24 protein-coding genes and 1 other RNA gene are annotated in these 25,697 nt (G+C 45.5%); 13 read left to right on the top strand and 12 right to left on the bottom strand.

Annotated features, from left to right (window positions below):
* Positions 1–62: 62 nt before the first annotated feature.
* Entirely contained in the window at positions 63–1,874 is a 1,812-nt protein-coding gene (gene xsc, locus QMA41_RS05110) for a sulfoacetaldehyde acetyltransferase (RefSeq protein ID WP_006959195.1), read from the bottom strand.
* A gap of 287 nt (positions 1,875–2,161) precedes the next feature.
* Between xsc and QMA41_RS05115 the strand changes: the two genes are divergently transcribed.
* Together QMA41_RS05115 and QMA41_RS05120 are read left to right on the top strand one after the other, a co-directional pair.
* Positions 2,162–3,154 carry a MoxR family ATPase gene (locus QMA41_RS05115; protein ID WP_281629036.1) on the top strand — a complete coding sequence of 331 codons (993 nt, stop codon included), beginning with the start codon at positions 2,162–2,164 and terminating at the stop codon, positions 3,152–3,154.
* On the top strand, positions 3,147–4,868 hold the full coding sequence (locus tag QMA41_RS05120; RefSeq protein ID WP_281629037.1) for a cobalamin biosynthesis protein CobT: 1,722 nt from the start codon (positions 3,147–3,149) through the stop codon (positions 4,866–4,868). The genes QMA41_RS05115 and QMA41_RS05120 overlap by 8 nt, the downstream gene beginning before the upstream one ends.
* An 11-nt stretch (positions 4,869–4,879) precedes the next feature.
* Here the strand turns inward: QMA41_RS05120 and QMA41_RS05125 are convergent, their stop codons facing one another.
* Both QMA41_RS05125 and pta read right to left on the bottom strand, forming a co-directional pair.
* Positions 4,880–5,641, bottom strand: coding sequence for a sulfite exporter TauE/SafE family protein (locus QMA41_RS05125; RefSeq protein ID WP_019276715.1), 762 nt, complete (start codon positions 5,639–5,641; stop codon positions 4,880–4,882).
* 8 nt (positions 5,642–5,649) lie between these two features.
* Complete coding sequence (gene pta, locus QMA41_RS05130) at positions 5,650–6,699, bottom strand: phosphate acetyltransferase (RefSeq protein WP_043007406.1); 1,050 nt, start codon at positions 6,697–6,699, stop codon at positions 5,650–5,652.
* Between the two features lie 156 nt (positions 6,700–6,855).
* On the opposite strand from pta, the gene QMA41_RS05135 reads away from it, so the two are divergent.
* From QMA41_RS05135 to QMA41_RS05150, 4 genes are all read left to right on the top strand, one after another.
* Entirely contained in the window at positions 6,856–7,641 is a 786-nt protein-coding gene (locus QMA41_RS05135; protein WP_006959205.1) for an IclR family transcriptional regulator, read from the top strand.
* A gap of 394 nt (positions 7,642–8,035) precedes the next feature.
* On the top strand, positions 8,036–10,405 hold the full coding sequence (locus tag QMA41_RS05140; RefSeq protein ID WP_045985323.1) for a PAAR-like domain-containing protein: 2,370 nt from the start codon (positions 8,036–8,038) through the stop codon (positions 10,403–10,405).
* 2 nt (positions 10,406–10,407) lie between these two features.
* Positions 10,408–10,965, top strand: coding sequence for a hypothetical protein (locus tag QMA41_RS05145; RefSeq protein WP_281629038.1), 558 nt, complete (start codon positions 10,408–10,410; stop codon positions 10,963–10,965).
* Positions 10,962–11,318 carry a hypothetical protein gene (locus QMA41_RS05150; RefSeq protein ID WP_281629039.1) on the top strand — a complete coding sequence of 119 codons (357 nt, stop codon included), beginning with the start codon at positions 10,962–10,964 and terminating at the stop codon, positions 11,316–11,318. The genes QMA41_RS05145 and QMA41_RS05150 overlap by 4 nt, the downstream gene beginning before the upstream one ends.
* A gap of 156 nt (positions 11,319–11,474) precedes the next feature.
* Here QMA41_RS05150 and ffs read toward each other — a convergent pair.
* The 3 genes from ffs to QMA41_RS05165 all read right to left on the bottom strand — a co-directional run bounded on the left by ffs (position 11,475) and on the right by QMA41_RS05165 (position 14,602).
* An RNA gene (ffs, locus tag QMA41_RS05155) (signal recognition particle sRNA small type) lies at positions 11,475–11,571 on the bottom strand.
* Between the two features lie 120 nt (positions 11,572–11,691).
* Positions 11,692–13,623, bottom strand: a complete 1,932-nt coding sequence (locus QMA41_RS05160; protein WP_281629167.1) for a GGDEF domain-containing protein — start codon at positions 13,621–13,623, stop codon at positions 11,692–11,694.
* A 238-nt stretch (positions 13,624–13,861) separates the two neighbouring features.
* A complete protein-coding gene (locus QMA41_RS05165) occupies positions 13,862–14,602 on the bottom strand; it encodes a hypothetical protein (protein ID WP_281629040.1) in 741 nt (246 codons plus the stop codon).
* Between the two features lie 50 nt (positions 14,603–14,652).
* Between QMA41_RS05165 and QMA41_RS05170 the strand changes: the two genes are divergently transcribed.
* Entirely contained in the window at positions 14,653–14,955 is a 303-nt protein-coding gene (locus QMA41_RS05170) for an MGMT family protein (protein ID WP_019277957.1), read from the top strand.
* 21 nt (positions 14,956–14,976) lie between these two features.
* Here the strand turns inward: QMA41_RS05170 and QMA41_RS05175 are convergent, their stop codons facing one another.
* Positions 14,977–15,405 (bottom strand): YbaY family lipoprotein, encoded by a 429-nt coding sequence (locus QMA41_RS05175; protein WP_021455345.1) that lies wholly within the window; start codon positions 15,403–15,405, stop codon positions 14,977–14,979.
* 194 nt (positions 15,406–15,599) lie between these two features.
* Between QMA41_RS05175 and tesB the strand changes: the two genes are divergently transcribed.
* Together tesB and bla are read left to right on the top strand one after the other, a co-directional pair.
* Positions 15,600–16,460 (top strand): acyl-CoA thioesterase II, encoded by an 861-nt coding sequence (gene tesB, locus QMA41_RS05180; RefSeq protein WP_006959223.1) that lies wholly within the window; start codon positions 15,600–15,602, stop codon positions 16,458–16,460.
* A gap of 125 nt (positions 16,461–16,585) precedes the next feature.
* Entirely contained in the window at positions 16,586–17,437 is an 852-nt protein-coding gene (bla, locus tag QMA41_RS05185) for a class A beta-lactamase (RefSeq protein WP_281629041.1), read from the top strand.
* Positions 17,438–17,493: 56 nt separating this feature from the next.
* On the opposite strand, the gene QMA41_RS05190 is transcribed toward bla, so the two are convergent.
* The gene (locus QMA41_RS05190) at positions 17,494–18,513 is read right to left on the bottom strand and encodes a YHYH protein (RefSeq protein WP_281629042.1); all 1,020 of its coding nucleotides are present in this window, start codon (positions 18,511–18,513) and stop codon (positions 17,494–17,496) included.
* A gap of 96 nt (positions 18,514–18,609) precedes the next feature.
* Entirely contained in the window at positions 18,610–19,077 is a 468-nt protein-coding gene (locus QMA41_RS05195) for an Lrp/AsnC family transcriptional regulator (RefSeq protein ID WP_019277953.1), read from the bottom strand.
* Positions 19,078–19,199: 122 nt separating this feature from the next.
* Here QMA41_RS05195 and QMA41_RS05200 point away from each other — a divergent pair, with 122 nt between their 5' ends.
* Positions 19,200–20,264, top strand: a complete 1,065-nt coding sequence (locus tag QMA41_RS05200) for a PLP-dependent cysteine synthase family protein (protein ID WP_006959227.1) — start codon at positions 19,200–19,202, stop codon at positions 20,262–20,264.
* An 85-nt stretch (positions 20,265–20,349) separates the two neighbouring features.
* Here the strand turns inward: QMA41_RS05200 and QMA41_RS05205 are convergent, their stop codons facing one another.
* Both QMA41_RS05205 and QMA41_RS05210 read right to left on the bottom strand, forming a co-directional pair.
* Complete coding sequence (locus tag QMA41_RS05205) at positions 20,350–20,670, bottom strand: DUF1244 domain-containing protein (protein ID WP_038162104.1); 321 nt, start codon at positions 20,668–20,670, stop codon at positions 20,350–20,352.
* A 103-nt stretch (positions 20,671–20,773) separates the two neighbouring features.
* The gene (locus QMA41_RS05210) at positions 20,774–21,652 is read right to left on the bottom strand and encodes a Tim44 domain-containing protein (protein WP_019277950.1); all 879 of its coding nucleotides are present in this window, start codon (positions 21,650–21,652) and stop codon (positions 20,774–20,776) included.
* Between the two features lie 192 nt (positions 21,653–21,844).
* Between QMA41_RS05210 and QMA41_RS05215 the strand changes: the two genes are divergently transcribed.
* From QMA41_RS05215 to QMA41_RS05225, 3 genes are all read left to right on the top strand, one after another.
* Entirely contained in the window at positions 21,845–22,435 is a 591-nt protein-coding gene (locus QMA41_RS05215; protein WP_006959230.1) for a TetR-like C-terminal domain-containing protein, read from the top strand.
* A gap of 27 nt (positions 22,436–22,462) precedes the next feature.
* Positions 22,463–24,334, top strand: a complete 1,872-nt coding sequence (locus QMA41_RS05220; protein WP_064488424.1) for an MFS transporter — start codon at positions 22,463–22,465, stop codon at positions 24,332–24,334.
* A 110-nt stretch (positions 24,335–24,444) separates the two neighbouring features.
* Entirely contained in the window at positions 24,445–25,368 is a 924-nt protein-coding gene (locus tag QMA41_RS05225; RefSeq protein WP_281629043.1) for a putative sulfate exporter family transporter, read from the top strand.
* Here QMA41_RS05225 and QMA41_RS05230 read toward each other — a convergent pair.
* Positions 25,365–25,538 carry a hypothetical protein gene (locus QMA41_RS05230; RefSeq protein WP_006959233.1) on the bottom strand — a complete coding sequence of 58 codons (174 nt, stop codon included), beginning with the start codon at positions 25,536–25,538 and terminating at the stop codon, positions 25,365–25,367. The genes QMA41_RS05225 and QMA41_RS05230 overlap by 4 nt on opposite strands.
* Between the last annotated feature and the right edge of the window lie 159 nt (positions 25,539–25,697).

Consider the following 25,697-nt stretch of genomic DNA (forward strand, 5'->3'; position numbering starts at 1 on the left):
ATCCACCATCTTACTCAATCCCTGAGTCCGGCCACTTTCTGGCCGGACAGCCAGCCCGCGACTTATACGTAGTCTTTGTATTTGTCGAGGAAGCGTACAGGTTTAGACAGTGCATCTCGGCGGAACGGGTCGCCCAATTCCTGAGTACACATGATTTCGATGATGGTGGTTTTGCCTTCGTTCATTTGCATGTCGATGGCTTTTTGCAGAGTTGGGCCAACATCTTCCAGTTTGTCTACGGTAATCCCTTCAGCCCCCATTGCGCGTGCGATTTCTGCGAAGCTCTGGTTATCCAGCTCACCAGCAACAAAGCGGCGATTGTAGAAGTCGACCTGGTTCTTCTTCTCTGCGCCCCATTGACGGTTATGGAATACCACCGCGGTCACTGGAATGTTGTGACGAACACACGTCATGGTTTCCATCAGGCTCATCCCCCATGCACCATCACCCGCGTAAGAAACCGCCGGACGATGTGGCGCTGCAACCTTAGCACCGATAATGGTTGGGAATGCGTAACCACAGTTACCAAAGCTCATTGCTGCAAAGAAGCTGCGCGGTTTTTCAAAGCGAAGATAGCTGTTCGCCACTGAGTTGATGTTACCGATGTCGGTAGACACCATGACATCTTCCGGCATCGCTTTTTCAAGTTCACGTAGTACCTGACGTGGGTGTAGATACTCACCACCAGAGAACGGCGTTTCATTGGCATTTTCTTCGATCATGTCTAGGCTGAACGGGTCACGTTCATGCGTCCACTCGTCGAGCTCTTTTTCCCACAATGCTTTTTCTGTCGCGACTTTGTCCAAGCGTACTGCTTTGTTTTCATCACATGCCAGGGCACGTCCTTCAAGCCTTGTCGCTAATGCCACTGCTGATGCTTTCGCATCACCACAGATGCCAACAGAAATTTTCTTAACCAGACCCAACATTTTATTATCAGCATCGATCTGGATGATTTTGGCGTCTTTCGGCCAGTAATCCATGCCGTGCTGTGGCAACGTGCCAAATGGGCCAAGACGAGTTCCGAGCGCAATCACCACGTCGGCCTGAGAAATCAGCTTCATCGCTGCTTTAGAACCTTGGTAGCCTAGCGGACCACACCAAAGAGGATGGCTAGCTGGGAATGAGTCGTTATGCAGGTAGCTGTTAACCACTGGAGCGCCTAGACGCTCTGCAAGTGCCGCACACTCTTCAATCGCATCGGCCATGACCACGCCACCACCTGAAATGATGACAGGGAATTTCGCTTCTGCGATCAGCTCTGCCGCTTCATTAAGGGATTGTTCACCACCTGGGCCTCTGTCCAGACGAGCCGGTTTGGGAATCTCAGTCTGAATTTCACCGTAGAAGTAATCACGAGGAATGTTGAGCTGGGTTGGGCCCATTTCACTCATTGCTCGGTCAAAACAGCGACCGGTGTACTCCGCCATACGATCTGGATGGGTCACATGGCCCTGATACTTAGTAAACTCCTGAAACATTGGCAGCTGGTTACACTCTTGGAAACCGCCAAGACCCATGGTCTTTGTGCCCGTTTCTGGTGTGACGATCACAACAGGGCTGTGTGCCCAATAAGCCGCTGCAATCGCAGTAACACAGTTACTGATGCCAGGACCATTTTGTCCAATAACAACACCATGTCGTCCAGAAACTCGTGAGTAACCGTCAGCCATGTGAGCAGCGCCTTGCTCGTGCACTACCGGAATCAATCGAATGCCTGCAGGAGCGAATATATCCATCGCATCCATGAATGCTGATCCCATGATGCCGAACATATCTGTTACGTCATTGGCAACCATGGTCTCAACGAATGCTTCTGATGGTGTCATTGTCGCATTGCCGGAAACAACCGTGCGTTTTTCTTGCTCACTCATTCTTCCCTTCTCCTTGAATTGACATAAATTTCACTTTTCGGAATGAATTGTCTCTTTTTTTTGATTCAAATTCACCTTAGTTGGGGATTTTTTCGCCGTCAAATTTTTTCATTAAATTGGAACAATTCATTCTAATTAATAAAACTGGATCACATTATTGACAGTTTTTTGTACAGAAAGTGTCGTTAAGTCATTCAGACCTGCTCATAATCGAGCACAGATTTGTTCAAGCTAGTAGATGGTCACTGAACATATGGGGATCAGCGCTGTATTAAGAGGGAAGGAAAATGGATCAGGCACTCATGGCACCAAGCAAGCAGGTTAGCGTTCGCGAAACCTTTGGCATCGACAGTGATTTGGAGGTGTTAGCATTTGAAAAAAGAGGTGAATATGTTCCTAAAATAGACCCTAACTATTGCTTTGATCCTGAGGTCACACTGGCGATCTTAGCTGGGTTCACGTCAAACCGACGCACCTTGATCCAAGGCATGCACGGTACGGGCAAGTCTTCGCACATCGAACAAGTCGCAGCGAGACTTAACTGGCCTTGTCTGCGAATCAATTTGGATGGCCACCTGAGCCGGCTCGACTTAATTGGCAAAGACAGCATAGTGCTCAAAGATGGTTTGCAGGTCACTGAATTTAAAGAAGGTATTCTTCCTCAGAGCATACAACAGCCAATTGCATTAGTACTGGATGAATACGATGCTGGCAGGCCAGATGTGATGTTTGTTATCCAGCAATTGCTGGAACAAGATGGCAAGTACACGTCTCTCGAACAGAATCGTGTGATCACCCCGCATCCGTTTTTTCGCCTGTTTGCGACATGCAATACACTTGGTTTGGGTAACTTTTCTGGACTGTACAGCGGAACTCAAGTCCTCAACCACAGTCAGTTGGACCGCTGGAATATCATTGCGACTCTCAACTATTTGGATGCCCAACATGAAGCCGCAATCGTCTTGTCGAAGATCCCCCAGCTCAACACGGAAAACGGACGCCAACTGGTCAATAAGATGATTGCCACTGCGGGGCTTACCCGAAATGGCTTTGCCGCCGGTGACCTTTCCACCGTGATGTCTCCGAGAACCGTTTTAACTTGGGCGGAAAATATTCAGATTTTCAACAGCGTCGCCACCGCTTTCAGGTTGTCTTTCGTCAATCGTTGTGAAGATGAAGAGCAAGAACTGGTCGCTGAGTATTACTACCGCTGCTTTGGGGAGGCTCTGCTCTCTGACAAATGCGCGACCACATCTCAGGAGCCAATCAGCCATGGCTAGTGTTTCCTCTCAGCAGAAAAAGATCCTCGACCTGAGTGTTTCTGTCGCCCGTGCAATCAGTGGCGAAGATACATTAAGCTACCGAGGTGACCGTCTGTACAAAGGCAATCGCCCGTTTTATTTTCTGTCTGCACACACCAATGACCTGACTTTCTTGACTCGTCACGAACTGACAAAAAGTAAACAGGCTACGCAGGGAAAAATGGACTCAGCCGCACTGAGACTGCTTTTATCCGACTCACATCTGCACCAAGCACTGCGACCAGAGCATGACATTGAAAGGCTGCTTTTCGACTTCTGTGAACAAGTACGGGTAGAGTCATTAATCCCAGAGCATTTCAAAGGTGTTCAACGGAGCACTCGATTTAACTTCGCTTATTGGAGTGAGCAATATCATCAAAATGGCTTCACCGAGTCTCGCCTCGGCATTCTTCTGTTTACCCTGATGCAGGTGATCTATTCAAGATTAACTGGTGTTGCGGTTACTGAACCGATTGCCGAGTCGATTGAAGCAACGCGTGCCGGAATCGTGCCGTTAATCGGGCATTCGCTCAAGTCATTAAAACAAAATAGGCATCAGCAATCCGAGTTTTCGACTTACGCTCTGCAACTTGCCCAGTGTGTTTCCGAACTCATTGAAAGCGAAGAAAAAGAGTCCGAGAACCAAAGCACACCTACCGTCGAAGAAGACATCAAAATCCTCGCGCAAATTGCCCTTATCGTCGACGGAGATATAGAAGAAACTGACGTTCCAGCCGACGAAACCGGCCAGAGTAAAGTGTTTGAATTGGCCGATGCGCAGTACCAGGTTTATACACGTGAATTTGATCAAGTTCGCCAAGCGACGTCCCTTGTCCGCCATGCTCTGCTCGATGAACTAAGACAGAAACTGACCGATGATATGATGGCTCGTTCTATCAATACCCGACGTCTGGCGGCGATGTTAGCCAGTAGTGTGCTAATGCCAGAGCAAAATTGTCATCGGGATCAGTTGGAAGAAGGCATCGTTGACGCCGCCGCCATTACACGGGTGGTGACATCGCCCCATGATCGCCACATTTTCTTTCAAACTGATATCGGCGCCTCTTCCAACGTTGCCATTTCCTTCCTGATTGACTGCTCAGGCTCAATGCAAAAACACGCCCATAAGCTCAGCATGTTAATGGATACCTTGCTTAAATCTGTCGGGCTGGCCGACATCCCATGTGAAATTCTCGGATTCACCACCGGAAACTGGAATGGCGGCAGAGCTTATCGGCAATGGCTGAAGCAAGGGCAACCCCAGCACCCGGGGCGTTTAAATGAAGTGCGCCATATTGTTTTCAAAGACTTTGATACCCACTGGCGCCGGGCAAGACGGGGAATCGCCAGCCTGCGTAAAGCCGACATTTTCAAAGAAGGGATAGATGGTGAAGCTATTCAGTTTGCAAGCCAACGGCTCACCCAACAAGGCGCACAACGTAAGATTCTGATCGTTTTTTCTGATGGGTGCCCGATGGATACCGCGACTTCAACAGCGAACGATTCGTTTTATCTCGACAACCACCTTAAACAAGTCATCGAGCAAGCAACGAATAGCGCCAAGATTGACGCCTATGGCGTTGGCATGGGGGTCGATCTCAGCCCTTATTATCAGCGTAACATCATTATTGATCATCAGGAAAACTGCTTGTTTACCATCTGTCGTCACCTGTTCACCATGCTAAAACGGTGAACAGAGCGTTGCTAAACTTGTAGTGAAAGAAGAGAGGCAATGATCAGGTAGCTGCCTATCATCAACAGTACTGAAAATACCAACTTCCTCAGCTGTTGATTGGATAAAGGGGGTGGGAAACGCCGCGCGATGATGGTCACCCCTGTTACCAAAGGAATAGCTACTGCTGATAGCAGCAATATGTTCGATTCTAAGCTGCCATCAAGATAGACATAAGCGGTGCGAGAAGCCGAAGTACACGCGAAAACCATCAATAAAGTGCTGCGCACTAACTCAATGGAAAACGGCTGTTTGTAGAGGTGGTAGACAATCGGCGGCCCAGCCATGCCAAACAGACCACCAGCCAGACCAGAGCCAAACCCTGAGAACAAAAAAGAAGTGGAAGCAGAACGGTTTTCAAGCGTTTTGGGCTTAAACATGAAGTTCAGCCCAGCACCGAGAATCATGATCCCCAGCATCCCTCGCATGATATTGGTCGCCGACGCGCTCAGTTCATCGAGCAAATACACACCCGCCATGACCCCGGGCACGATACCCACGACCAATGCCAGCATGATTTTCAATTCCCCCTTCAGTGGCTTACCAACAAGAGCTACCAGACAATTAAACAGAGTAACAATGCTGACCACAGCCGCGATAACGGGCAAAGAGACCAAATTCAGACTGACCGTCAGGCCAATCACTATGATTCCTAGTCCAAAGCCCGTTACCGTTTGAAAGTAAGTACCAATAGCGATGGTCGCGAGTATGGCCAGTAAAGCGGGTATTTCCATTTAATCTCCTAATTCACGCTGCTGGTGAGCGCGGGGTCAACCGGGTCCGGTTGCGTGTTATTCTCTTCTTGTGCCTGCACTACTGTCACAGCAATGACATTCACGATGTCGTCAGCGGTACAGCCGCGAGACAGATCGTTCGCCGGTTGATTCAAACCTTGCAAAAGCGGGCCAATCGCAACGGCACCGCCGAGCCTTTCTGCCAATTTATATCCAATATTGCCAGCTTCCAGATTAGGGAAAATCAGCACATTAGATTGCCCTTTGACTTGAGAGTCTGGCAGCTTCTTGGCGGCAATTTCCGTCACTATAGCCGCATCAAGCTGAACGTCCTGATCGACTGCGATATCCGGGCATCGCTGTTTCACCAATTGCGCGGCATGGCGAACTTTGTCGACGGATTCGTGCTTGGCACTGCCGTTGGTTGAAAAGGACAACATTGCGACTTTAGGCTCTTCCATCAAAAGGTTGCGCGCACTTTGAGACGCGGCCACAGCGATAGAGGCCAACTCGCTTTCATTAGGATCGATCACTAAACCACAGTCACTGAAGATCAATCCCCCTTTAAGGTTATGGAACGGCTCACACAGCATCATCAAGAAAAAACTCGACACCAATTCACTGTCTGGCGCTGGGCCAATGATCTGCAACGCTGCTCTCACCACATCTGAAGTTGTGTATTGCGCTCCGTTAACCGTGCCATCACTTAAGCCTTCACGAACCATCAGGTTGGCGAAGATCAGCGGGTCTTGTACTTGTTGCAGAGCTTGGTCGTAAGACAACCCTTTCGCCTTTCTCAATAGGTAGTATCGCTCAGCCAGCACTTCTTTAAGTGGTGAAGTGTCAGGAGAGACAATATGCACTCCAGCAAGACTGACCTGATGCAACTTGGCGGCATCACGAATCACTTGTTTGTCACCGACTAAAGTGATGTGGGCAATCTTCCTGTCCACTGCCATTCGAGCCGCAGCGAGCACACGCGGGTCTTGCGCCTCACTCAGTATGATCCGCTTACGATTCTGTTGAGCTTTGTTGATGATCCTTTTTATCGCTTTCATTTAACAAACTCCATTTAGTGAAACAAATTGTTCCATATATTTATTTCATGTTAATGACGAGACAACAAAAGATCAATTTTTATTCAGAAAATGGATATATTATTATTAGGACTGTACAATCTTAGACTTGGATGTATCGCAAGGATGAATAAAAGTATGACAAAAGAAGCACCTCAAATTCAGGGGGATACGCCAACACTCCGACTTTTTGCATTGTTGGAGGTGATCGCTCAGAAAGACGAGTTCATTTCACTGCAAGGCTTAGTGGAAGAGACCGGACTGCCAAAGCCGACGCTACACCGTATGCTTCAGCAGCTAGAATCAGCAGGTATCATTCAGAAAGATGGTGATGAAAAACATTACAGCTCAGGCATTCGCCTAAGAAAGTTGGCTGAGAATTTGTTGCTCAATAGCACCATGCACAGTGCACGCCGCACCATTCTCGAAAACCTTAGAGCGGAAGTCGGTGAAAGTTGTAACCTGACCGCTCTGTCCAGTGGCGAGATCATCTATCTCGACCGTGCCGAAACCGAAGCGCCATTGCGTTTCCACCTCCACCCCGGCTCACGAGTCCCCGTGCATTGCTCAGCAACAGGAAAACTGTTCCTTGCTCACATGTCCAAGTCTCAGCGCCGCCGCTTGATAGAAAGCGTCCCGCTAACCCAATATACGGTCAACACCATCACCAATTTTGATGAGCTGGAGAGAAACATCGACGATGCAAAAATCCACGGTTTTGCCATCGATGATGAAGAATTTTTACCCGGCTTAGTCTGTATCGCCGTATTGGTTCCGTCACCAAATGGACAATCTAATCTCGGTTTAGCTATTCAAGCCCCCGTGATTCGAGTCAAACCGGATGAAGCCATCAAGTTCCTCCCAGCCCTGCAAAAGGCCGCCAAAGCGCTGGCGAAAATTGAAGCCGAGAATTGGGGCGGATAGTATTTTTGCAGTCAGACAGACAGCTTCAGATCAAGCTGGTCGCCGCTTTTCTCGCCAGAGATATGTACGACCAGCTCTATACCTTCCTGCTACCAAAACAATAATGGCTTAATCTCCCCTCAGCTTGATTCCAACAGTGCTACAACTTCAGTCCACTATGTCCGAATAGAGCATTAACTATTGAGTCTTAAGTAGAAATAACACAGCCCAGCGACTTCACTAAGAGATGAGCAACAACAAAATTTCATCCATTTTGTGAGACATGTAGCCAAGATCTATTAATTTGGTGAATTTGAAGCACAAACCATTCATTATAACTATGTTTTTAGTTAGATTGATGTGCACTTTCTTTTATATCATTGCTTATCTTTGTTTGAATAACTCAAGGTGCATCATGGGTGTAACAGTTTGTGCTAATGGACTTAGCGTAGTCCATAAGGGATCCGGCGGTGAAGCCAATGCCACATTGCCCGACGTTTGTCTGACCACAGTCGGTAATGCCGTTGTACCTATCCCATATGGTAATAATGCAAAATCCGCTGATCTAGCAGATGGAACGACCACCGTCTCTATGGATGGCGGCAATAGTATTGCGATTAAAGGCAGTAAATTCGCGGCAAGTACCGGCGACGCAGGTGGCGATAAGAAAGGTGTCGCATCAGGCACTATAGAAGCTGAAGCCGAGTTCATCTCCGCCTCTCCAACCGTTTCAATGGAAGGAAAAGGTGTGTGTCGCTTGTCAGACCAAATGACAATGAACAAGGCCAACACCATGTGTCTTGGTGGTGCCCAAAACCCTTCTGTCACCGTAACCGAAGATGCTGAAGGGACTTATACTGTTGATTTACATGTTACCTACGATGATGGTGAAGGCTTTCAAGCTCCTTATAAGTTAACCGATCAAACAGGAAGCCTTTTCGAAGGGCAACTAGATGAAGACGGTAAAGCCCAAGTAAGCAACGTTGCTCCTGGCACGTTTATAGTAGACTTTGGGGAAGACAAAAGAGAATTTAAACCAGATCCCCAATATGACAATACGAATAAAAACCCTTACTACAAAAAGGAATTTAATCCTCACGAGCTAATAGAACAGACCAAAACAGGCCAAGTCGCTTTTTGGGAAGCCCAACGAAATCAAAACCAAACTGTACACGGCTGGATCTGGGGTGTCATCATTGGAGACTTCAATGAAAATGCAACCTCAGGTCAGATTTTCTTAAACACTGTATTGGGTGTCATTCCCGGTATAGATCAAGTTATGGATGCTCGAGATATAACGGCTAACATATTCTTCCTCTGTGACGAAGAAAAGAGAAAATCAACAGAAGCTTGGGTCAATCTTGTGATTTCAGCTATTGGCGCGATTCCTATGCTTGGCTCAGTGATGAAAGGAATCGGTAAAGCTATTCAGCAGAAAAAATCACGTGATGAGTTATTTGCTGTCTTGCGTGGATTTGGAAAAGGCGACGTTGATAAGTTTATCAAAAACATTGATTGGGACAGCATCAAATACGAGATACTGGAAATCATCTTCCAAAGTATTGAAAGTTTCAACAGTGTATTAGACGAGCTTGCTAAGTACGCAGGTTGGTTTGGATATCCCGTTTATGCCGAGGAAATTGCTGGTTTTCAATCGACCTTGAATACCGTTAAAAAAGAAGCCGAAAAGAATGTTCCAGATGCATTGATGTACTTTAAAGATTTGCTTGACCAGTCAATATCACGAGGTAAACATCGCTCCACGAACGGCTCGAATCAACAAAAAAGTACAGCACAAGCCGGTAACCACGATGAAAAAGTCAGTCAAGACAAGAAAAACAAAAAGCCGGATGAATGTTGGTTATGTGAGAAAAAAGTAGGCGCAAATAAGCCAAAACAATCTTCGGCAACAGATTGCGACGAAAATGGCTTCAAGGGCAAATACTATTCAACAAAAAACAAAAAACATGGTTTCACAAGTCGAGGGACTAGCAAGAATGGGCACTATCCTTGGAATATGTTAAAAGCTCATAACAATCGTTCTAATGCCTCTTCGATGCAACACCCTCTATATGCTCGTTGTTATGATAAGCACCTAGACGGAAAGAGCTATGTAAGGCCACAGCAAATCTGGAATGAGCAAGAAGCTTTAGATGCATTTGAAGAACTAAAGGCATTAGGAGGAACAGATAGAGAAAAGATAGAAAGCCTTGAAAAGAACTTGCAAGCACACCATATAATCACCGTTAACGAGATGGAAAGTAATAAATTCCTCTTCAAAAAATTACCTTTTCTAGGGTATGATCTCAATGACTGGCACAATATAATCGTTTTGCCTGGTATACCTGAGCTGGCTTGTTTTTATGAAATGCCACTTCATAGTGGGAATCATCCATCAGCATATACAAGCAATGTAAAAGCACAATTACAAGATCTTGCGCAAGATATAAAAGACTCGATGTTTTGTGATGAAAGAGGCTTCAATGCATCAGAGGAAATTGCTAAAGTCATGAAGCAAATTAGTAGTGAAATATACAAGAAAATTATTTACTTTAATAAAAACGGTGCTTTAAATCATAATAACTACGATATTTACAAAACAGGTAATAAAGGCTGCTGTAATATGTTAAAACACTCAGATATTGAGCCTAACTCTTCTCCCTGCCGTCATCGAAGTTTATCAAAAGGGGATATATTATTACATCATGACTTCAGAACTACTAAGAGTGGAGTTCCTACCCGTATTCCTTATTTAGGAGCTAGAATATCGAAACTAGGGTATTAAATATGAAATATTACTTATTATTTAATAAATTCGAGGATGGCGAAGGAAGTTTCACTGTTCAAGAGCCATGGGCTTACACGCTTAATTTTTACAACTCACAAAATAAAATATTTAAAAAGCTCCCATACGCATCCATCGATGAATGCTATACAGAGCGAGGAATGTCTGATTTTCTAAAAATTGGTGTGGGTATGCTAGCAAGCAAAAAAGTCCAACAAATATTTTTTGATCGCGGCTTTACAGGCATTCATTTTACACCGGTTGAAGTAGAAAATAATGGCCTGCATGACAGTTATTCGTTTATGAATGTTACAGCTCATTATGACTTTCTAGATCCTACTGCATCTGAAGCTAGCCGATTTAATCGAAAGTTAGGCGTATATAGGAACGTTTACGAAGAGCTTATTGACCAAGAAAAGTTTAAATCTACTAATGTAGCTCACGACTGTTTTACCTTATCTAACTATAAAACTCCTTACTATGTAAATGAAAAGGTTAAAAACGCTTTAGAGGCTTCTGGCGTCACTGGAATTGAATTTATACCGATGGAGTTTTCATGATCGAACAAAAGTTTCAGCAGCTCGGCTTACTAGCAGAGACAGAGGTAAACCCTTTGTTCCCTAGAATGGCTGATTTAGTGTTAGTGTTTTTCCCATCCCCAGGTGTGTTTGTAAGGAATACACTAACTATACCTAATAATTTTAAAACTGAAGCAACAGTATTTTATGAAGCTGATGGGGAACCTTTTGAAGAAATGTACGTTTTCTTGCCTGGGGTTTTACAAAGTCAATACGATGCAGGAAAAAATCAATCTGGTATCGTCTATAGCAAAGATGGACTAAAGTTCGAGCCGGCATTAATTCAAGCCCTAGCTGATCAAGTGACAGGACCTATCGAGCATCGCTATGGTTAAGCTAAATTAGTTATTTCGATAAGGTGTACTCAAGATCAGTGCACCTTTTTTGAATTTATGCACCCGAGAAAAGCTCAAAACAATTAAATGCATTTCAGGACGAGACTTAGAATACAAAAAGCCCGCAAATTACTTTGCGGGCTTTTTAATGGGTGGAAGCCCCAGCCACATCCCGGCACACAAGTCACCCGCTGCGGCTGCTTCCTTCCGGACCTGACCGAGTTCACGAGCTATTGTTGCGGGAGGACCAGGGCCTCCATAGATTCTGTTTCCTTAGCATGGCTAAGGAGTGAGGGGATTATCAGCCATCACCGCAGGTAATTCAAGGGAAATTCTTAATATTGCCTTCGATTTTGTGCCAAGTGATTAGTCGTTAACCACCCTTACTAAAATGGACAACATTTTGCTCATTGGACTGACGGCTTATTATACAGCGATGCTTCTCTCGTTTATGATCGTACATAGCTTGGTCTGCCTCGTTCAGCACTTCTTGCAGCGTCATAAAGCGGTCTCTTGGGCATGATATGCCAATCGCAACAGACACATCCAAGGAGACTTGATGATCTTCGGAAACAAAGTGCAATGAAGATAACTTATCAATCAGAGCATTTAGAGTTACTTCCTCAGGCTGACCAATCAATATAAATTCATCCCCCCCAATCCTATAACTGTTTCCTTTCCAATAAAGTTCGATTTGGCGCGCTACGGCTTTTAAGACTTGGTCGCCAATTTCATGTCCATAGGTATCATTAATAAACTTGAATCGGTTGATATCCAGATAGAGCAAGGTGTAATGAGCATTGATACCAGAACGAAAACGTCGGTGCATTGAACGTCGATTTTTCAGCCGAGTTAGGTTATCTGTGGTTGACTGGCTGTGAAGGTATATAGCCACGATCGCTAAGAAACCTAACACCAACATAAACAACGCCCTACTCTGGCGTGAAAAGCTCTGTTCCGCCTGAAGAGTGGCTTTCCAGTCTGGCCGATAGTCATAGCGTTTGACGATTCGTTCGGTGTCGATCATCTTCAACGCGCGACTGAACAAGGGTGCTAAGGACGCCCCCACCTGATTTTTGGCAAACCCTATCGCAATGTCTGAGGTGTAATATCCACCTATCAATAGGTCTTCTGTCAAAGGAAGTAGATCTTTTGACTCTCGCAATAGCGTATTAAAGTTCGCTCGGCTTATCGCAATGTAGTCGACTTCATGATTCATAAGCGCCTTCAATTGCGACTCACTGCTGTCATACGTTAGCAATGTCTTCTTAGGAAGTAGCCCTCTTAGCAGCTCTTCGTAAAAATCATCTTTAACGACACCAATACGTTCAACAATCAGCTCAGAGACATTGCTGTATACATTATCTTTGTACCCTTCGCGCTTAACTAGTATCGCTTCAGGCTGATAATACGGGTCACTGTAGTAGACTAAGTCTTTGCGGGCTTCAGATATAGCAATTGGAGAAAGCACATCAATACGTTTGGCAATCAAGTCACCATACATGCTCTCCCAGGATTCGTCCGCGGTACTTTCGAGCCTACAGTTCAACATCAGGATGTCACATGCCTGAAGAACGATATCCGCAGTAATGCCCGCTATAGAACCATCATTTAGGTACGTGGCGTATTGACCGATATTTTCGATTTTAACTCTTAGCGGACGATTAAAGTTGATACCACTATTGATTACCGCTTGTCGTAGTGCCTGCTGACGAATCTCAAATTGATATTGGTTGATAGATTCGCGTAAAAGCTTTTGCACTTCAGCGCTATGTACATAGTGCTCGATCATTTTCAATAATTGGTGGTGGGCACCTTTAAGTGAAACGATAGAAACAGGCTTGATTGAAAGCTGGTGATTGAGCAGCTGCGCATCATACCCCGCAAGCAACATAGGCTTGAGCTGATTGATAGCATCAACCACACCATCCACCGTTCCTTGTTTGAGTAACTGTAGAGCTTCAGACTGACCAGAATACTCAACCAATGCTATCGCAGGAAAAGCCTTGCGGATCAGCTCGCCATATATAGTGCCTTTCGGTACACCGACGGTATGAAGTTTATCTAATGTCGCATTAGTAGCGCTGTAGACGTAGGTATACTCAATATTGGTTGGGCTAGAGAAATCAAAGTAGAGCGCTCTATCTGGCGTGTAAGTCACGTTCGCCGCAAAGTCACTCTCTCCTGCTTTCACTGAGTCGAGGATCGCATCAAAGCTAGGGTAATAAACGTATTGAACATCAAGCTGAAATTTAGACGCAACGGCATCAAACAGAACGCGCGTCACTACGTCGTCTGCTTCCATGGCAACTTTATAACTGGGAGTCTGGGCTTTGACGGGCAGAAACCAGATAGCGAAAATCAATACAGCTATCCAGCCGAAGCGTCGTTTTATTGGCATAGAGAACGTTCAAAAAGACAGTGCGACTAGGAGGTGGTTATAGTGCAACCACACAATAAGTAATGTTTAAAATATGCGCAATTCTGGCATAGATAATGAAATTGTCCAAGCGCATATTTTAAAACGAACTTATCATCTTCGACTATAAATCTGCTTCCTCATCTGAGCTGCGCAAAATGTAGTCGGTCATCCATGCGGTACCCAGCAAGCAAATCCACACGACAAAAACAGGGTTTGGCACCTCAACCGTTGGCGTTACCACTAACGCTGCAAATCCAACCGTAGGGAGCGTCCAGCACAGCAGCTTTCCCCAACGGAAGCTCTCTAATTTAGACAAGCTTTCCATGGACGCAAATATTCCTGTAACACACAGTGCAACTAATGCAGCGTAGGATAAGTCAGCCATCCACAAGGGCAAAATAAGCCCCAATGCCCACCAACTATGTTTGTTGTTAGACTGCCAATGGCGTGCAGCCCACCATGTCACAATCACCGACAAAGTCTGCACAACGGTAATCATCGGATCTCCACCGAGTTTGCCTCCCGACTGAGTCACCATAATTCCCACCTGCAATGTCAACACGATGAGTGCGGCGGTCAATAAGACACCTAAACTGCTTCGTCTGGAGAACACCACCATCAGGAGCGGGAATAAAATCCACTGGCTAATCGAAAGTGCAATCGGTTGATAAGGCAACGTCAAACCATAGGTCGTTAGCGCGGCCATCAGAATAAGCCCAACAACACCCCTTTGCGGAAATATCCATAACGCAGGAATGATTAAAGCCAAAACAGGAATGTCACCGTCACTCAGACTGATAGCCCGAGCACAAACAACAGCTAACAAGGTTGTCACTAAGAACTGAAATGTAGAAAATACCATGCCCTCTCCTTATCCCTTCCATGGAAAAATCGAACTAGGACAAAATCATTATGGACCAGTTTTTAGCGCAAATCTTTGCGGTGATTCACCAAATTCCATGTGGAAAAGTAACCACTTACGGAGAAATCGCCAAACTTGCTGGTTATCCAGGCTATGCTCGCCATGTCGGAAAAGCCTTAGGTAACCTGCCAAAAGACTCAAAACTCCCTTGGTTTAGGGTCATTAATAGTCAGGGAAGAATTTCGCTAAAAGGTGAGCATTTAGTCAGACAAAGAGAATTGCTGATAGCGGAAGATATTGAAGTCACCAACGATGGGAAGGTGAGCTTGAGAAAGTTTCGATGGCAGCCTTAGGCTGCCATCTAACATTGCATACTAGTGGCTGACTCCAACCAAAACTAAATCAACGTGACTGGTCTGATTCTGATCGGTGATCACCGGGTATACGGTATCAGTGATGAAACGCAGTTGACCGTCTACTTCGATTCGCGCACTGACACTGTAAGTGTGATGAGGTTTTATTTTTCTCGGATCAAACGCTAAATCAAACTTAAAAGGTACTTGAGTACCTCCCGTTTCAAATCGGTGTTTTGCTATCACTGTAGCGGGCGCATCAGCGAGTGAGATATCTTGCAGCGTCACGGTTACCAGTGCATTGTCAGGCAATGCAATGAATTGTCGATAAGCGACGGTGCCAGATACAGCTGTCATTTCCACTTCCCCTTCAGCTTTCTGCGGAGACTGGCAACCAAGCAATGTCATACCCAACACAACGGAAACAAACAGCATCAACGCTTTTTTCATAAAGCCTCACATAAACAATAAAATACCGGAAGATTATATGCAGTGAAGTTCGCTTTGTCATGTTCCTAACCACGTGATGCTCCCTCACCTAAACACGTTGGTCATTTTTATCACTTAACCGCCAAATAGCTGTTTAACTTATCAGTTTGTGCTTAAAATAGACGTATATTGACTAAATTGTTAAAGGTGCAGGAATGAGCAAGCCACTCAACGAACTTCTGGAATTATTGAAACTGGAAAAGCTAGAAGAAGGGCTTTTCAGAGGCCAGAGTGAGAACCTTGGCCTACCTCAGGTTTACGGTGGGCAAGTGATCGGTCAGGCACTCTCAGCAGCTCGATACACAGTGGCTGATGATCGAACGGTTCACTCATTCCATAGCTATTTTCTTTACCCTGGGGATCCAGAAAAACCGATTGTTTATGATGTAGAAAACCTACGTGATGGCAGAAGTTTTAGCACTCGCCGAGTCAAAGCAATTCAAAATGGCCGACCGATTTTCTATCTCACCGCTTCCTACCATGGCGAAGCACCGGGATTTGAGCATCAAAACACCATGCCAGACATTCCGGGCCCAGAGAATTACGCCTCAGAGTCAGAGCTGGCGGAACGAATCGCGGACTTTTTGCCAGAGAAAATTAAAGTGGCATTCTGTGGCGAGAAACCAATCGAGACTCGCCCTGTAACGGTGGTAAACCCACTGAAACCACATAAAGAAGAACCAAAGCAATATCTGTGGATTAAAGCCAACGGAGAAATGCCGGACAACCAGCTGATTCATCAATATCTGCTGGGCTACGCATCGGACTGGGGTTTTCTGGTCACAGCATTACACCCACACGGCGTATCACTGATGACACCTAATTTCCAAGTCGCCACTATCGACCATTCCATATGGTTCCACCGACCTTTTAAGATGGACGAGTGGCTGCTTTACGTTATTGAAAGCCCAACCTCAAGTAATACTCGCGGTTTAGTTCGAGGCGAAATATACAATCGTCAGGGCCATCTGGTGGCTTCTGCTGTTCAGGAAGGTGTGATGAGGTTTACCAAGTAACCCCCCCCCCCCCCCAAAAAAGACACCCAATGTAAAATTTCTGTATGCTCAGAAGAATTCAGGTTTACTCTGAGCATCTCATCGGATTAGGATGCTGGCATATGCATTATGTTTAGCTTATCGCGATGAAAAAAAATCTCCTCACTCTCATTCTGTTTCTTTTCTCTACGCAAGTGCTTGCTGACTCACTAACAAAGCAGATAGCTCTGATTGAGCAGCAATCTGGTGGCCGTTTGGGCGTTGCTGTACTCGACACACAAAATCACAGCCAATGGCAATATCACGGCGATGATCGTTTTCCGATGATGAGCACATTTAAAACACTCATGTGTGCCAATGCACTCCACTTAGCTGAACAAAAAAAGCTTAACTTAAATGCCACAACCACGATCAAAGAAAGCGATCTGGTGACTTGGTCCCCGATTACTGAGAAGTTGACTGGTCAAGAGATCACTGTTCAAAAGGCATGTGAAGCGACTATGCTGATGAGCGACAACACTGCAGCTAATATCGTGTTGCACCAAATTGGCGGGCCAGAGCAGGTTACACAGTTTGTCCGCAGTCTGGATGACAGCGTTACTCGGCTGGATCGATTTGAACCTGAACTCAATCAGGCGATACCTGGAGACAAACGAGATACCACGTCACCTAGTGCTATGGTCGAGTTACTCAACACCCTCTTACTACAAGACGGGTTGAGTCAGGAATCTCAGCAACAACTACTGACGTGGATGAGAAACAATAAGGTCTCGGATCCTCTGATTCGTTCCGTTTTACCTCAAAGCTGGTCTATCGCCGACCGCTCCGGAGCGGGTAATCAAGGCTCAAGAGGTATCACTGCACTAGTGTGGAACTCACAGCGAAAACCAGTCATCCTCAGTATCTACCTGACGCAAACTCAGCTTGATATGGTGCAGCGTAACCGCGTAATCAATCGAGTTGCAAATCTGGTGTTTCAACAGTTTTCCGTGAAGTAAACACACAAAAGAAGCCGTAAATGGCTTCTTTTTTCACTTCAAGTTGCTAGTCATTATTAATGGGAATGCCCGTGTGAGCGCTCGGCGCTGTAACCACTAAAACTCGAATCGGTTGTGCCTTTAAAACAGTTAAGTACCCAAGGAAAAGTGTCCGTAACATAGTAGCCATACTGCCCATCTACCGTCATACCATTACATTCATCAAGGTCTCCCAACCCGACAGTATATTCCCAATCCCCGCGAAACTGCCCATCGTAATTGCTACTGGCTACATTACCTCCCACAACTGGTGCGGTATAGCTTCCTTCGTCAACACGAGATCCTGATTTGAGTTGATAGCTTGAAAGCGCCTTCCTTACTTGACCGGTTGAACTGTCAGTAAAACAACTTCCGTATACTGGGAAACCATCGGCAGCAAAACCAATAACAGGCGACGCTTCACCACCAGCACAATCCTGAATAAACATTGCCACCGGATTACCATGATAGTGATACTCGCCTGTTGGTTGTACATGGGCATTGTGGATATCAGTACCGAAGCCATTCAAAGAAGACATAGGATCGTAACGCCAAGGGTTGTTAATCTGGTCCTGACCGCACCCTGTTCTTTCATCTCCAACGCCATAACAAGCAGCAGCAAGCAAATCCACTTTTACACCATTAAGTAAAATCGCTTCTGATGTGCCAAGACTCAGCTCAGTTACACTGGAGGCGGCACTCGGAGAAGCTGTGAATTCATAACCAATACTCTGCTCCGACACATTTGTTGCAAATGACGCAGTAGCATCGTTAAAGTCATGATTGGGAATTGCATTCGACTGCACAATACACTTCGTGCCACTGGAGGAGATATCCACTTGTCCTGTAAACAGTAGCGACCGCTGAATATCGTTAACTGAAGAAAAGAAATTCCCTAAATACTGCTGACAATCACCAGAAAGGTTAGTGAAAAAGGTATTTGTGATGTCAGAGCTGGAAGCCGTGGCAGAGCTTTCCTCCTCGCCGCTATTGCAACCAAACAGCAACAACGTTATTGCCGCCGTCGAGGAATATGAGACTAGATTTGAGACTGGCATTTCATTCACTCTATTTATGATTATTTTTAGTGAGATTAGCCAGACCTCCAAATTTATAAATCTGATTTACCAGACTTTACGTGTCTATACACTTCTTTACGTTTCTCCAATCGGCAACGCTGTTGTGTATTTGAGCGGTTCCATCGCAAAGGTTGAGGTAACATTGGATATCCCTGCGACAGAGTTAACCAGCTTTTTGTAAAAGTTATCAAAACATTGCATATCTTTGACTTGCACTTTCATCATGTAATCGTATTCTCCGGCCATGCGATAGAACTCCATCACTTCAGGGAAATCGGAGGCTGTAGATACAAACTGACTATACCACTCATGGGAGTGATCGCAGGTTTTCACCAAAACAAAGGCAGTAAAAGATAAGTCGAGCTTTTCTGGGTTGAGCAAAGCGACGCGTTTTTCAATCACCCCTGATTCTTCTAGCTTTTTCAATCGCTTCCAGCATGGTGTTGTCGTCAGGTTTACCGCTTCTGCCAAATCATTGAGCGACAAAGTCCCATCCTGCTGTAACAACGCTAGGATCTTTCGATCCACTTTATCCAGTTCCATATCTACACCACACTCACAGTAGAAAAGTTTTCTCCAAATAAAGCAAATTAAAGGCAATTAGGCAAAGTATTTCTCCTATTATATAGATAGATTATTAGCATAACGATGCTAAGGAGATACCCATGTGTACAGATCACAACTGGATTAATAACGCGATTCGAAAAATTGAGGCTGATTTCCAACGCTCCGCAGACACCCACTTGATCAAACTGGATTTACCAAGTGTGGAAGGGATCGATATTTACCTCAAAGATGAAAGTACACACCCAACAGGTTCTCTAAAGCACCGTCTAGCGCGTTCACTTTTCCTATACGCGATTTGTAATGGCTGGGTTGGCCCTGAAACCACCATTATTGAGTCGTCATCAGGCAGCACCGCTGTCTCTGAGGCGTATTTTGCTCGTCTACTTGGATTACCATTTATTGCTGTCATGCCGAAGTGCACAGCGAAGAAGAAAATTGAGCAGATTGAGTTTTATGGTGGTCAGGCACACTTGGTTGATCGCTCAGATCAGATCTACGCAGAATCACATCGATTAGCCAAAGAGCTCAATGGTCATTACATGGACCAGTTCACCTATGCCGAGCGTGCGACAGACTGGCGTGGAAACAATAATATTGCCAATTCCATTTTCAGCCAGATGAAGCTTGAAGATAACCCTATTCCTAAATGGGTGGTCATGAGCCCGGGCACGGGGGGGACTTCCGCTACTATTGGCCGTTTTATTCGCTATCAGCAACACTCGACTAAACTTTGCGTCGTTGACCCAGAAAACTCGGTCTTCCATGATTTCTTCAAAACAGGCAACCCTGAACTCAAAGGAAACTGCGGAAGTAAGATCGAAGGTATTGGTCGACCTCGCGTAGAGCCAAGTTTCATTCCGGGTGTGATTGACGAGATGCGCACTATTCCAGATGCCGCTTCAGTCGCCACAGCGCACTGGCTTGAAAAGATCCTTGGCCGTAAAGTGGGCGCATCAACAGGGACTAACCTGTACGGTGCACTACAGATAGCAAGTGAAATGAAAGCACGTGGTGAAACAGGCTCTATCGTGACACTTTTGTGTGATAGTGGTGAACGTTACCTAGACACCTACTACAATAGTGATTGGGTCAAACAAAACATCGGCGATTTGCAACCTTACCTAACGAATTTAGAGACGTTTGAAGCAACTGGCCAAATCTAAATAACAATAACAACGTCAGTTGGAAACTCAAACGCCACTCATCTGAGTGGCGTTTTCATATTAAGCCAAAAGCCGCATGCTCTGATTAGCTCTTTTTCTGGCGCGCTTCGAAAGCCGCAAGTTGCTCAGGTGTCGCTTTCGGCTGATGGTTCTGCTTCCACTCATCGTAAGTCATGCCATAAACACGCTCACGTGCGTCATCAATGTCCAGCTCTAAGCCCTGAGTTTCAGCTTCAGCTTTATACCATTTACTGAAACAGTTACGGCAGAACCCTGCAAGGATCATCAGATCAATATTCTGCACGTCTTTATTCTCATCAAGGTGAGAGAGCAAACGGCGAAATACCGCTGCATCGAGTTTGTCCTGCTCTTCTTGAGAAAGGTTTTTATATTTAAATTCAGCCACTTTACTTACCTATTGTTGTTCTGTATCAAATTATCTTATCAAGTCTTGGCCCAATACAAAAACGCCCAAGCACTTGGCTTGGGCGTTTATTACAAAATTGAGCTTAACCTTGAATACCGACAATCAACCATGGAGCGTTAGGTACCGTTAGGTCACGCTCAAGGTGCCAGATGTCTTCAATGTTCTCTTCAACATTCTCTACAGCATCACGGTAGCGGCCGCTAAACTGTAAGCTAAGCTGAGCTTTACTTGCGTCATAGTCTGCACGAACGATTTCTGCATCAACGTACATCACATCAGTATGTTGCTCACCTTCCAGCTTCGCACGCTCAGCTTTCAGGTCTTCAAACAGACTTGGAGAAACATATTCTTCAATCGTATCAAGCTGGTTGTGGTTCCATGCGCCTTGAAGAGTTCGGTAATGCTCACGAGAACCATTAATAAAGGCCACTTTATCAAAACCAGGTGGGTAGTTGTGTGGAATATCAGATTGCGCACCAAAGCCAAAACCACCTTGGCTACCAGACTGAGGCTGCTGCTCGAAGTTATGAACATTCGGTTGCTCAAACTTAGGTGCAGAACCACCAAACGCAGGCTGCTGTCTTTGCTGATTCATACTGCCCTGCTTCGAGCCAAGCAAACCGCGCATCAATTTGAAGATGATAAACGCCACTAAGCCCATGATCAGGATATCCATGAACTGGATGCCTTCAAACGCGCCACCGAAGAATGCTGCTAAAAGACCGCCTGCTAAAAGACCGCCAAGCAATCCGCCCATTAGGCCTTTTTTACTAGACCCTTGCGTTTTTGCGCCCTGGTCTTTACCAATCGTGTTTGTGTTTTGCTGTTGCTGCTTTGGTGCAGGAGCTGTTTTAAAGCTCTTACCAAATGACTTACCGCCACCAAACTTCTTCGCTTCTGCGATAGGAGTAATAGCAACAGATACCATTAGCAAAGCAACGAGGGAAAAAAGTCGTTTCATATTTTTCCTTAGGGTTTCCTGTATAAGGTAAGAATTATACTTATGGGGCAATAGTAGCCTTTGTATCTAGAGAATGAAATATGCCAAAGTCGAATACATGTATCAAAGTATTGCAAATTAGCGCTTCGCCAGTTGCGCTTAGCCAAGACCCTTATTAGAATATTGAACGTTGTTCATTTTTGAAAATTTATCATGGCCCGTAGAAACGATCATACGCGTGAAGAGCTCATCGCTCTCACTCTCGACACTGTCAAAGACTTCCTCAGCGAAAACTCCTATCACGAGTTAAGCCTACGTAAAGTCGCTAATATGATCGGTTATGTGCCGAGCACCCTAGTCAATGTGTTTGGCAATTACAACTTACTTCTACTCCATGCTGTTGCCCAGACTCTCGATGAACTGGCTGAAGAAGCTAAGGTCGTCGTCTCTCAGAGCCAAGATCCTAAAACCGCGCTCTACGAGTTAGCCTACTGCTATCATGATTTTGCTCAGCGCCACCCCCATCGCTGGCAGCTGATTTTTGAGCACAACATGAACGGCGAAACTCTCCCTGAGTGGCAAGCTGAACGCATTGACAACATGACTGGCATGCTTGAACAGCTGCTGCAGGTTCTTGCACCTCATCGCTCATCGAAAGAAGTGTTGCAAGCAAGCCGCGTTCTGTGGTCAGGTGTGCATGGAATTACACTACTTAGTGTCGATGATAAATTCTTCGCAGCTGAGCCAGTTGACGGCAAAGAGCTCATCAACAACTTGCTCTCTCACTATATCGCGAACTGGTAATCGCATCCTAAAGGAACAGGGATAATCATGCCAAACAGCCAAACCTCTCTTTTAGGGCAGAGACGCTTTCTGCCCTATTTCGTGACTCAATTTTTTGGTGCTTTCAACGACAACATCTTCAAAAACGTTTTACTGTTGTTTGTTGCTTTTGCTGGAGTTGGAGCGCTACCTATTTCTAGCGACTTGTTTATTAACCTAGCGGCGGGACTATTCATTCTTCCCTTCTTCCTTTTTTCCGCGTCCGCTGGTGTTTTAGCCGATAAATACGAAAAGTCTTGGTTCATTCGCAAAGTAAAGCTGGCTGAAATCGGCATCATGTGCCTTGGAGCTATCGGCTTTATTACTGAGAGCTACATCATTCTTCTCATTCTACTGTTTTTGATGGGGACACAATCGGCGTTTTTTGGCCCGGTCAAATACGCATTGCTTCCACAACAATTAAAACCTCAAGAGCTGGTGCCTGGCAACGCTCTGGTTGAAACGGGTACGTTTCTCGCAATTCTTCTTGGTACACTCGGTGCTGGAATTATTGCTTCAGCCGAAAGCGCCAAATACGTAGCAGCCGGATGCGTCGTATTGTTTGCAGTGTTTGGTTATCTCGCCAGTCGTTCAATTCCTGAAGCACCCGCCAGCGCGCCAGACTTAAAGTTCCGCTGGCAGCCGATCAAACAAACCCGCAATACCATCGCCATCGCTAAATCAGACAAAACGATCTTCCAAGCCTTGATGGCAATTAGCTGGTTCTGGTTCTTAGGTGCAGCTTACCTGACTCAATTCCCCAATTTCACAAAAATCTACCTTAATGGCAGTGAAAGCGCAGTCTCGTTTCTATTGGCACTTTTTTCTGTCGGCATCGCCTTCGGCTCTTTGGCCTGTGACAAACTATCCAACCATCGCATTGAAATCGGAATCGTCCCGCTGGGCAGCTTAGGTATCACCATCTTTGGTTTCTTAATGGCAACGTCTGTACCAACCAGCCTGCCAGAATTTGAAACCTTTACAGACTTTGTCTCTTATCAGCCACTGTGGCCTGTATTTATCTCGCTGCTGATGCTGGGAGCATCCGGTGGCGTGTTCATTGTCCCGCTCTATGCATTGATGCAGCAGCGTGCCAAAGTCACTGAGCGCGCTCAGGTGATTGCAGCACTTAACATCTATAACTCCCTGTTTATGGTGGGCAGTGCCGTACTCGGTATCATCTGTCTAGCGATTATAGAAATGAGTATTCCACAGCTATTCCTATTACTCGCGCTCATGAACCTAGTGGTTGCTATCACCTTGTTCTTACGAGTTCCCATTTTCGCCGTGCGTTTTATCGTTTGGGTTCTCACCCATACTATGTACCGCGTTAAACACAAAAACTTACACCACCTACCTGAAAAAGGCGGAGCGTTGCTCGTCTGCAATCACGTTAGCTATATGGATGCTTTGCTGCTAAGCGCGGTTTGCCCAAGGCTGATTCGTTTTGTAATGGAAGAAGATTACGCCAACCTTCCACCTTTGCGTCGTTTTCTTAAGCGCGCGGGAGTAATCCCTATCTCCGCTTCCAACCGACGCTCCATTCGCAATGCGTTTGGTGAGATAGAACAAGCGTTAGAAGAAGGCCATTTGGTATGTATTTTTCCTGAAGGACGCCTCACTAGCGATGGTGAAATGAATGACTTTATGCGTGGCATGGACATCATTCTAAAACGGAGTCCTGTCCCAGTGATCCCAATTGCGATTAAAGGTTTGTGGGGTAGCTTCTTCAGTCGCTATAAAGGAAAGGCTTGTAGCGGCCTACCTACTAGATTCTGGTCCAAGTTAGAGATAGAAGCAGGCCAACCTGTTGATTCCTCGGCGGCAACCACTGAGTTAATGCAGCATCAGGTATCTCAGCTCAGAGGTGATTGGAAATAACTTTGCGAACATACGTTCACTTAATATGAACGTATGTTCAATTCATTCAAATCTACTTATCGGCTGGATTTAGTTACACTCACCAGCTGTTTTGATTGCTATTTTGTGTAATGACAACGATTAAAAAGCAACTGCCATTTTGGTTGGCAATGATCATCTGCCTAACACCATGGGTGACTTCACCAACCGCATTGGTGATTGGTTTCTTGCTGGCTTCATTGGGCATGGTGCCACACGATTTTAATCTGGCAAAAGTGACCAAAAAGCTATTGGCTTATTCAATCGTCGGCTTGGGCTTTGGTATTCAATTCAAAAATGCCCTTGCGGTTACCTCCGATGGCATAGGCCTTATCGTTACCACCATTATGGGCACATTATTCATAGGCTGGTGGGTAGCAAAAGCCATTGGCCTAAATAAAGAGACGGGGTACCTGATTTCTTCCGGAACAGCCATCTGTGGTGGCAGTGCTATCGCCGCGGTTTCCCCTGCTATCAAAGCAAACGATGAGCAAATCGGCCTTTCTTTAGCCACCGTATTTGTCCTCAATTCTGTAGCTCTATTTATCTTCCCTGTGATTGGCCATGCGCTGAATCTCGATCAACATACTTTCGGCACTTGGGCAGCGATTGCCATTCATGACACTTCATCCGTCGTTGGTGCGGCATCCGCCTACGGTGAGGAAGCACTCACCACCGCGACAACCTTAAAACTAGCACGAGCTCTTTGGATTATTCCGGTTGCTTTGTTCAGTGCCTTTTTATTCCGCAGTGATTCGAAGAAAATCACTATCCCCTACTTCATCTTGTTTTACTGCGTCGCCATTGCAGTCAGCGATCTGTTGCCACAGTTTGAGGTGATCTATCAGGGAATCTTTGATGTTGCTAAGCGGGCTTTAGTGGTGTGTTTGTTTTTAATTGGTTGCGGAATTTCGGTGGAAAAACTCAAGTCTGCTGGGCCTAAGCCATTGATGTTTGGTGTCACGCTGTGGATAGCTATATCGACCAGCTCATTGGCATGGTTGACACTTAGCTAAAGTTCTTCAGGCTCTATTTTGAGCTTTCTGCGCTTTTGTCGTTGGTATATTAAGACCAAAGCGGCGATAAATAGAAACGCAGATAACTCAGCCAGTGATCGCACTAAGCCTTCACTTTGGACTGCGACTAGAATCTGAATCAATATTGCCAACACAATGACGGCTTTCATGAACGCCTCTTATATCCATATACTCATATTCCCGAAAGCATTATGAGATAGAGTTATAAGTTTGATAAATTCAGATTTGGACTATGAAAGATCAATTTCAACTAAGTTGACTTTCGCATTTGCAGATTGAGTTGACGTTCAAGCCTTTGCTTAATTCAG

Origin of the sequence: Vibrio sp. St2 (assembly GCF_947311885.1) — a bacterium.
Classification (GTDB): domain Bacteria; phylum Pseudomonadota; class Gammaproteobacteria; order Enterobacterales; family Vibrionaceae; genus Vibrio; species Vibrio coralliilyticus.

Excerpts from the sequence above, each read along its gene's own strand:
- xsc (WP_006959195.1), bottom strand. The coding sequence starts at position 1,874 with ATGAGTGAGCAAGAAAAACGCACGGTTGTTTCCGGCAATGCGACAATG.
- QMA41_RS05115 (WP_281629036.1), top strand. The coding sequence starts at position 2,162 with ATGGATCAGGCACTCATGGCACCAAGCAAGCAGGTTAGCGTTCGCGAA.
- QMA41_RS05120 (WP_281629037.1), top strand. The coding sequence starts at position 3,147 with ATGGCTAGTGTTTCCTCTCAGCAGAAAAAGATCCTCGACCTGAGTGTT.
- QMA41_RS05125 (WP_019276715.1), bottom strand. The coding sequence starts at position 5,641 with ATGGAAATACCCGCTTTACTGGCCATACTCGCGACCATCGCTATTGGT.
- pta (WP_043007406.1), bottom strand. The coding sequence starts at position 6,699 with ATGAAAGCGATAAAAAGGATCATCAACAAAGCTCAACAGAATCGTAAG.
- QMA41_RS05135 (WP_006959205.1), top strand. The coding sequence starts at position 6,856 with ATGACAAAAGAAGCACCTCAAATTCAGGGGGATACGCCAACACTCCGA.
- QMA41_RS05140 (WP_045985323.1), top strand. The coding sequence starts at position 8,036 with ATGGGTGTAACAGTTTGTGCTAATGGACTTAGCGTAGTCCATAAGGGA.
- QMA41_RS05145 (WP_281629038.1), top strand. The coding sequence starts at position 10,408 with ATGAAATATTACTTATTATTTAATAAATTCGAGGATGGCGAAGGAAGT.
- QMA41_RS05150 (WP_281629039.1), top strand. The coding sequence starts at position 10,962 with ATGATCGAACAAAAGTTTCAGCAGCTCGGCTTACTAGCAGAGACAGAG.
- QMA41_RS05160 (WP_281629167.1), bottom strand. The coding sequence starts at position 13,623 with ATGGAAGCAGACGACGTAGTGACGCGCGTTCTGTTTGATGCCGTTGCG.
- QMA41_RS05165 (WP_281629040.1), bottom strand. The coding sequence starts at position 14,602 with ATGGTATTTTCTACATTTCAGTTCTTAGTGACAACCTTGTTAGCTGTT.
- QMA41_RS05170 (WP_019277957.1), top strand. The coding sequence starts at position 14,653 with ATGGACCAGTTTTTAGCGCAAATCTTTGCGGTGATTCACCAAATTCCA.
- QMA41_RS05175 (WP_021455345.1), bottom strand. The coding sequence starts at position 15,405 with ATGAAAAAAGCGTTGATGCTGTTTGTTTCCGTTGTGTTGGGTATGACA.
- tesB (WP_006959223.1), top strand. The coding sequence starts at position 15,600 with ATGAGCAAGCCACTCAACGAACTTCTGGAATTATTGAAACTGGAAAAG.
- bla (WP_281629041.1), top strand. The coding sequence starts at position 16,586 with ATGAAAAAAAATCTCCTCACTCTCATTCTGTTTCTTTTCTCTACGCAA.
- QMA41_RS05190 (WP_281629042.1), bottom strand. The coding sequence starts at position 18,513 with ATGCCAGTCTCAAATCTAGTCTCATATTCCTCGACGGCGGCAATAACG.
- QMA41_RS05195 (WP_019277953.1), bottom strand. The coding sequence starts at position 19,077 with ATGGAACTGGATAAAGTGGATCGAAAGATCCTAGCGTTGTTACAGCAG.
- QMA41_RS05200 (WP_006959227.1), top strand. The coding sequence starts at position 19,200 with ATGTGTACAGATCACAACTGGATTAATAACGCGATTCGAAAAATTGAG.
- QMA41_RS05210 (WP_019277950.1), bottom strand. The coding sequence starts at position 21,652 with ATGAAACGACTTTTTTCCCTCGTTGCTTTGCTAATGGTATCTGTTGCT.
- QMA41_RS05215 (WP_006959230.1), top strand. The coding sequence starts at position 21,845 with ATGGCCCGTAGAAACGATCATACGCGTGAAGAGCTCATCGCTCTCACT.
- QMA41_RS05220 (WP_064488424.1), top strand. The coding sequence starts at position 22,463 with ATGCCAAACAGCCAAACCTCTCTTTTAGGGCAGAGACGCTTTCTGCCC.
- QMA41_RS05225 (WP_281629043.1), top strand. The coding sequence starts at position 24,445 with ATGACAACGATTAAAAAGCAACTGCCATTTTGGTTGGCAATGATCATC.
- QMA41_RS05230 (WP_006959233.1), bottom strand. The coding sequence starts at position 25,538 with ATGAAAGCCGTCATTGTGTTGGCAATATTGATTCAGATTCTAGTCGCA.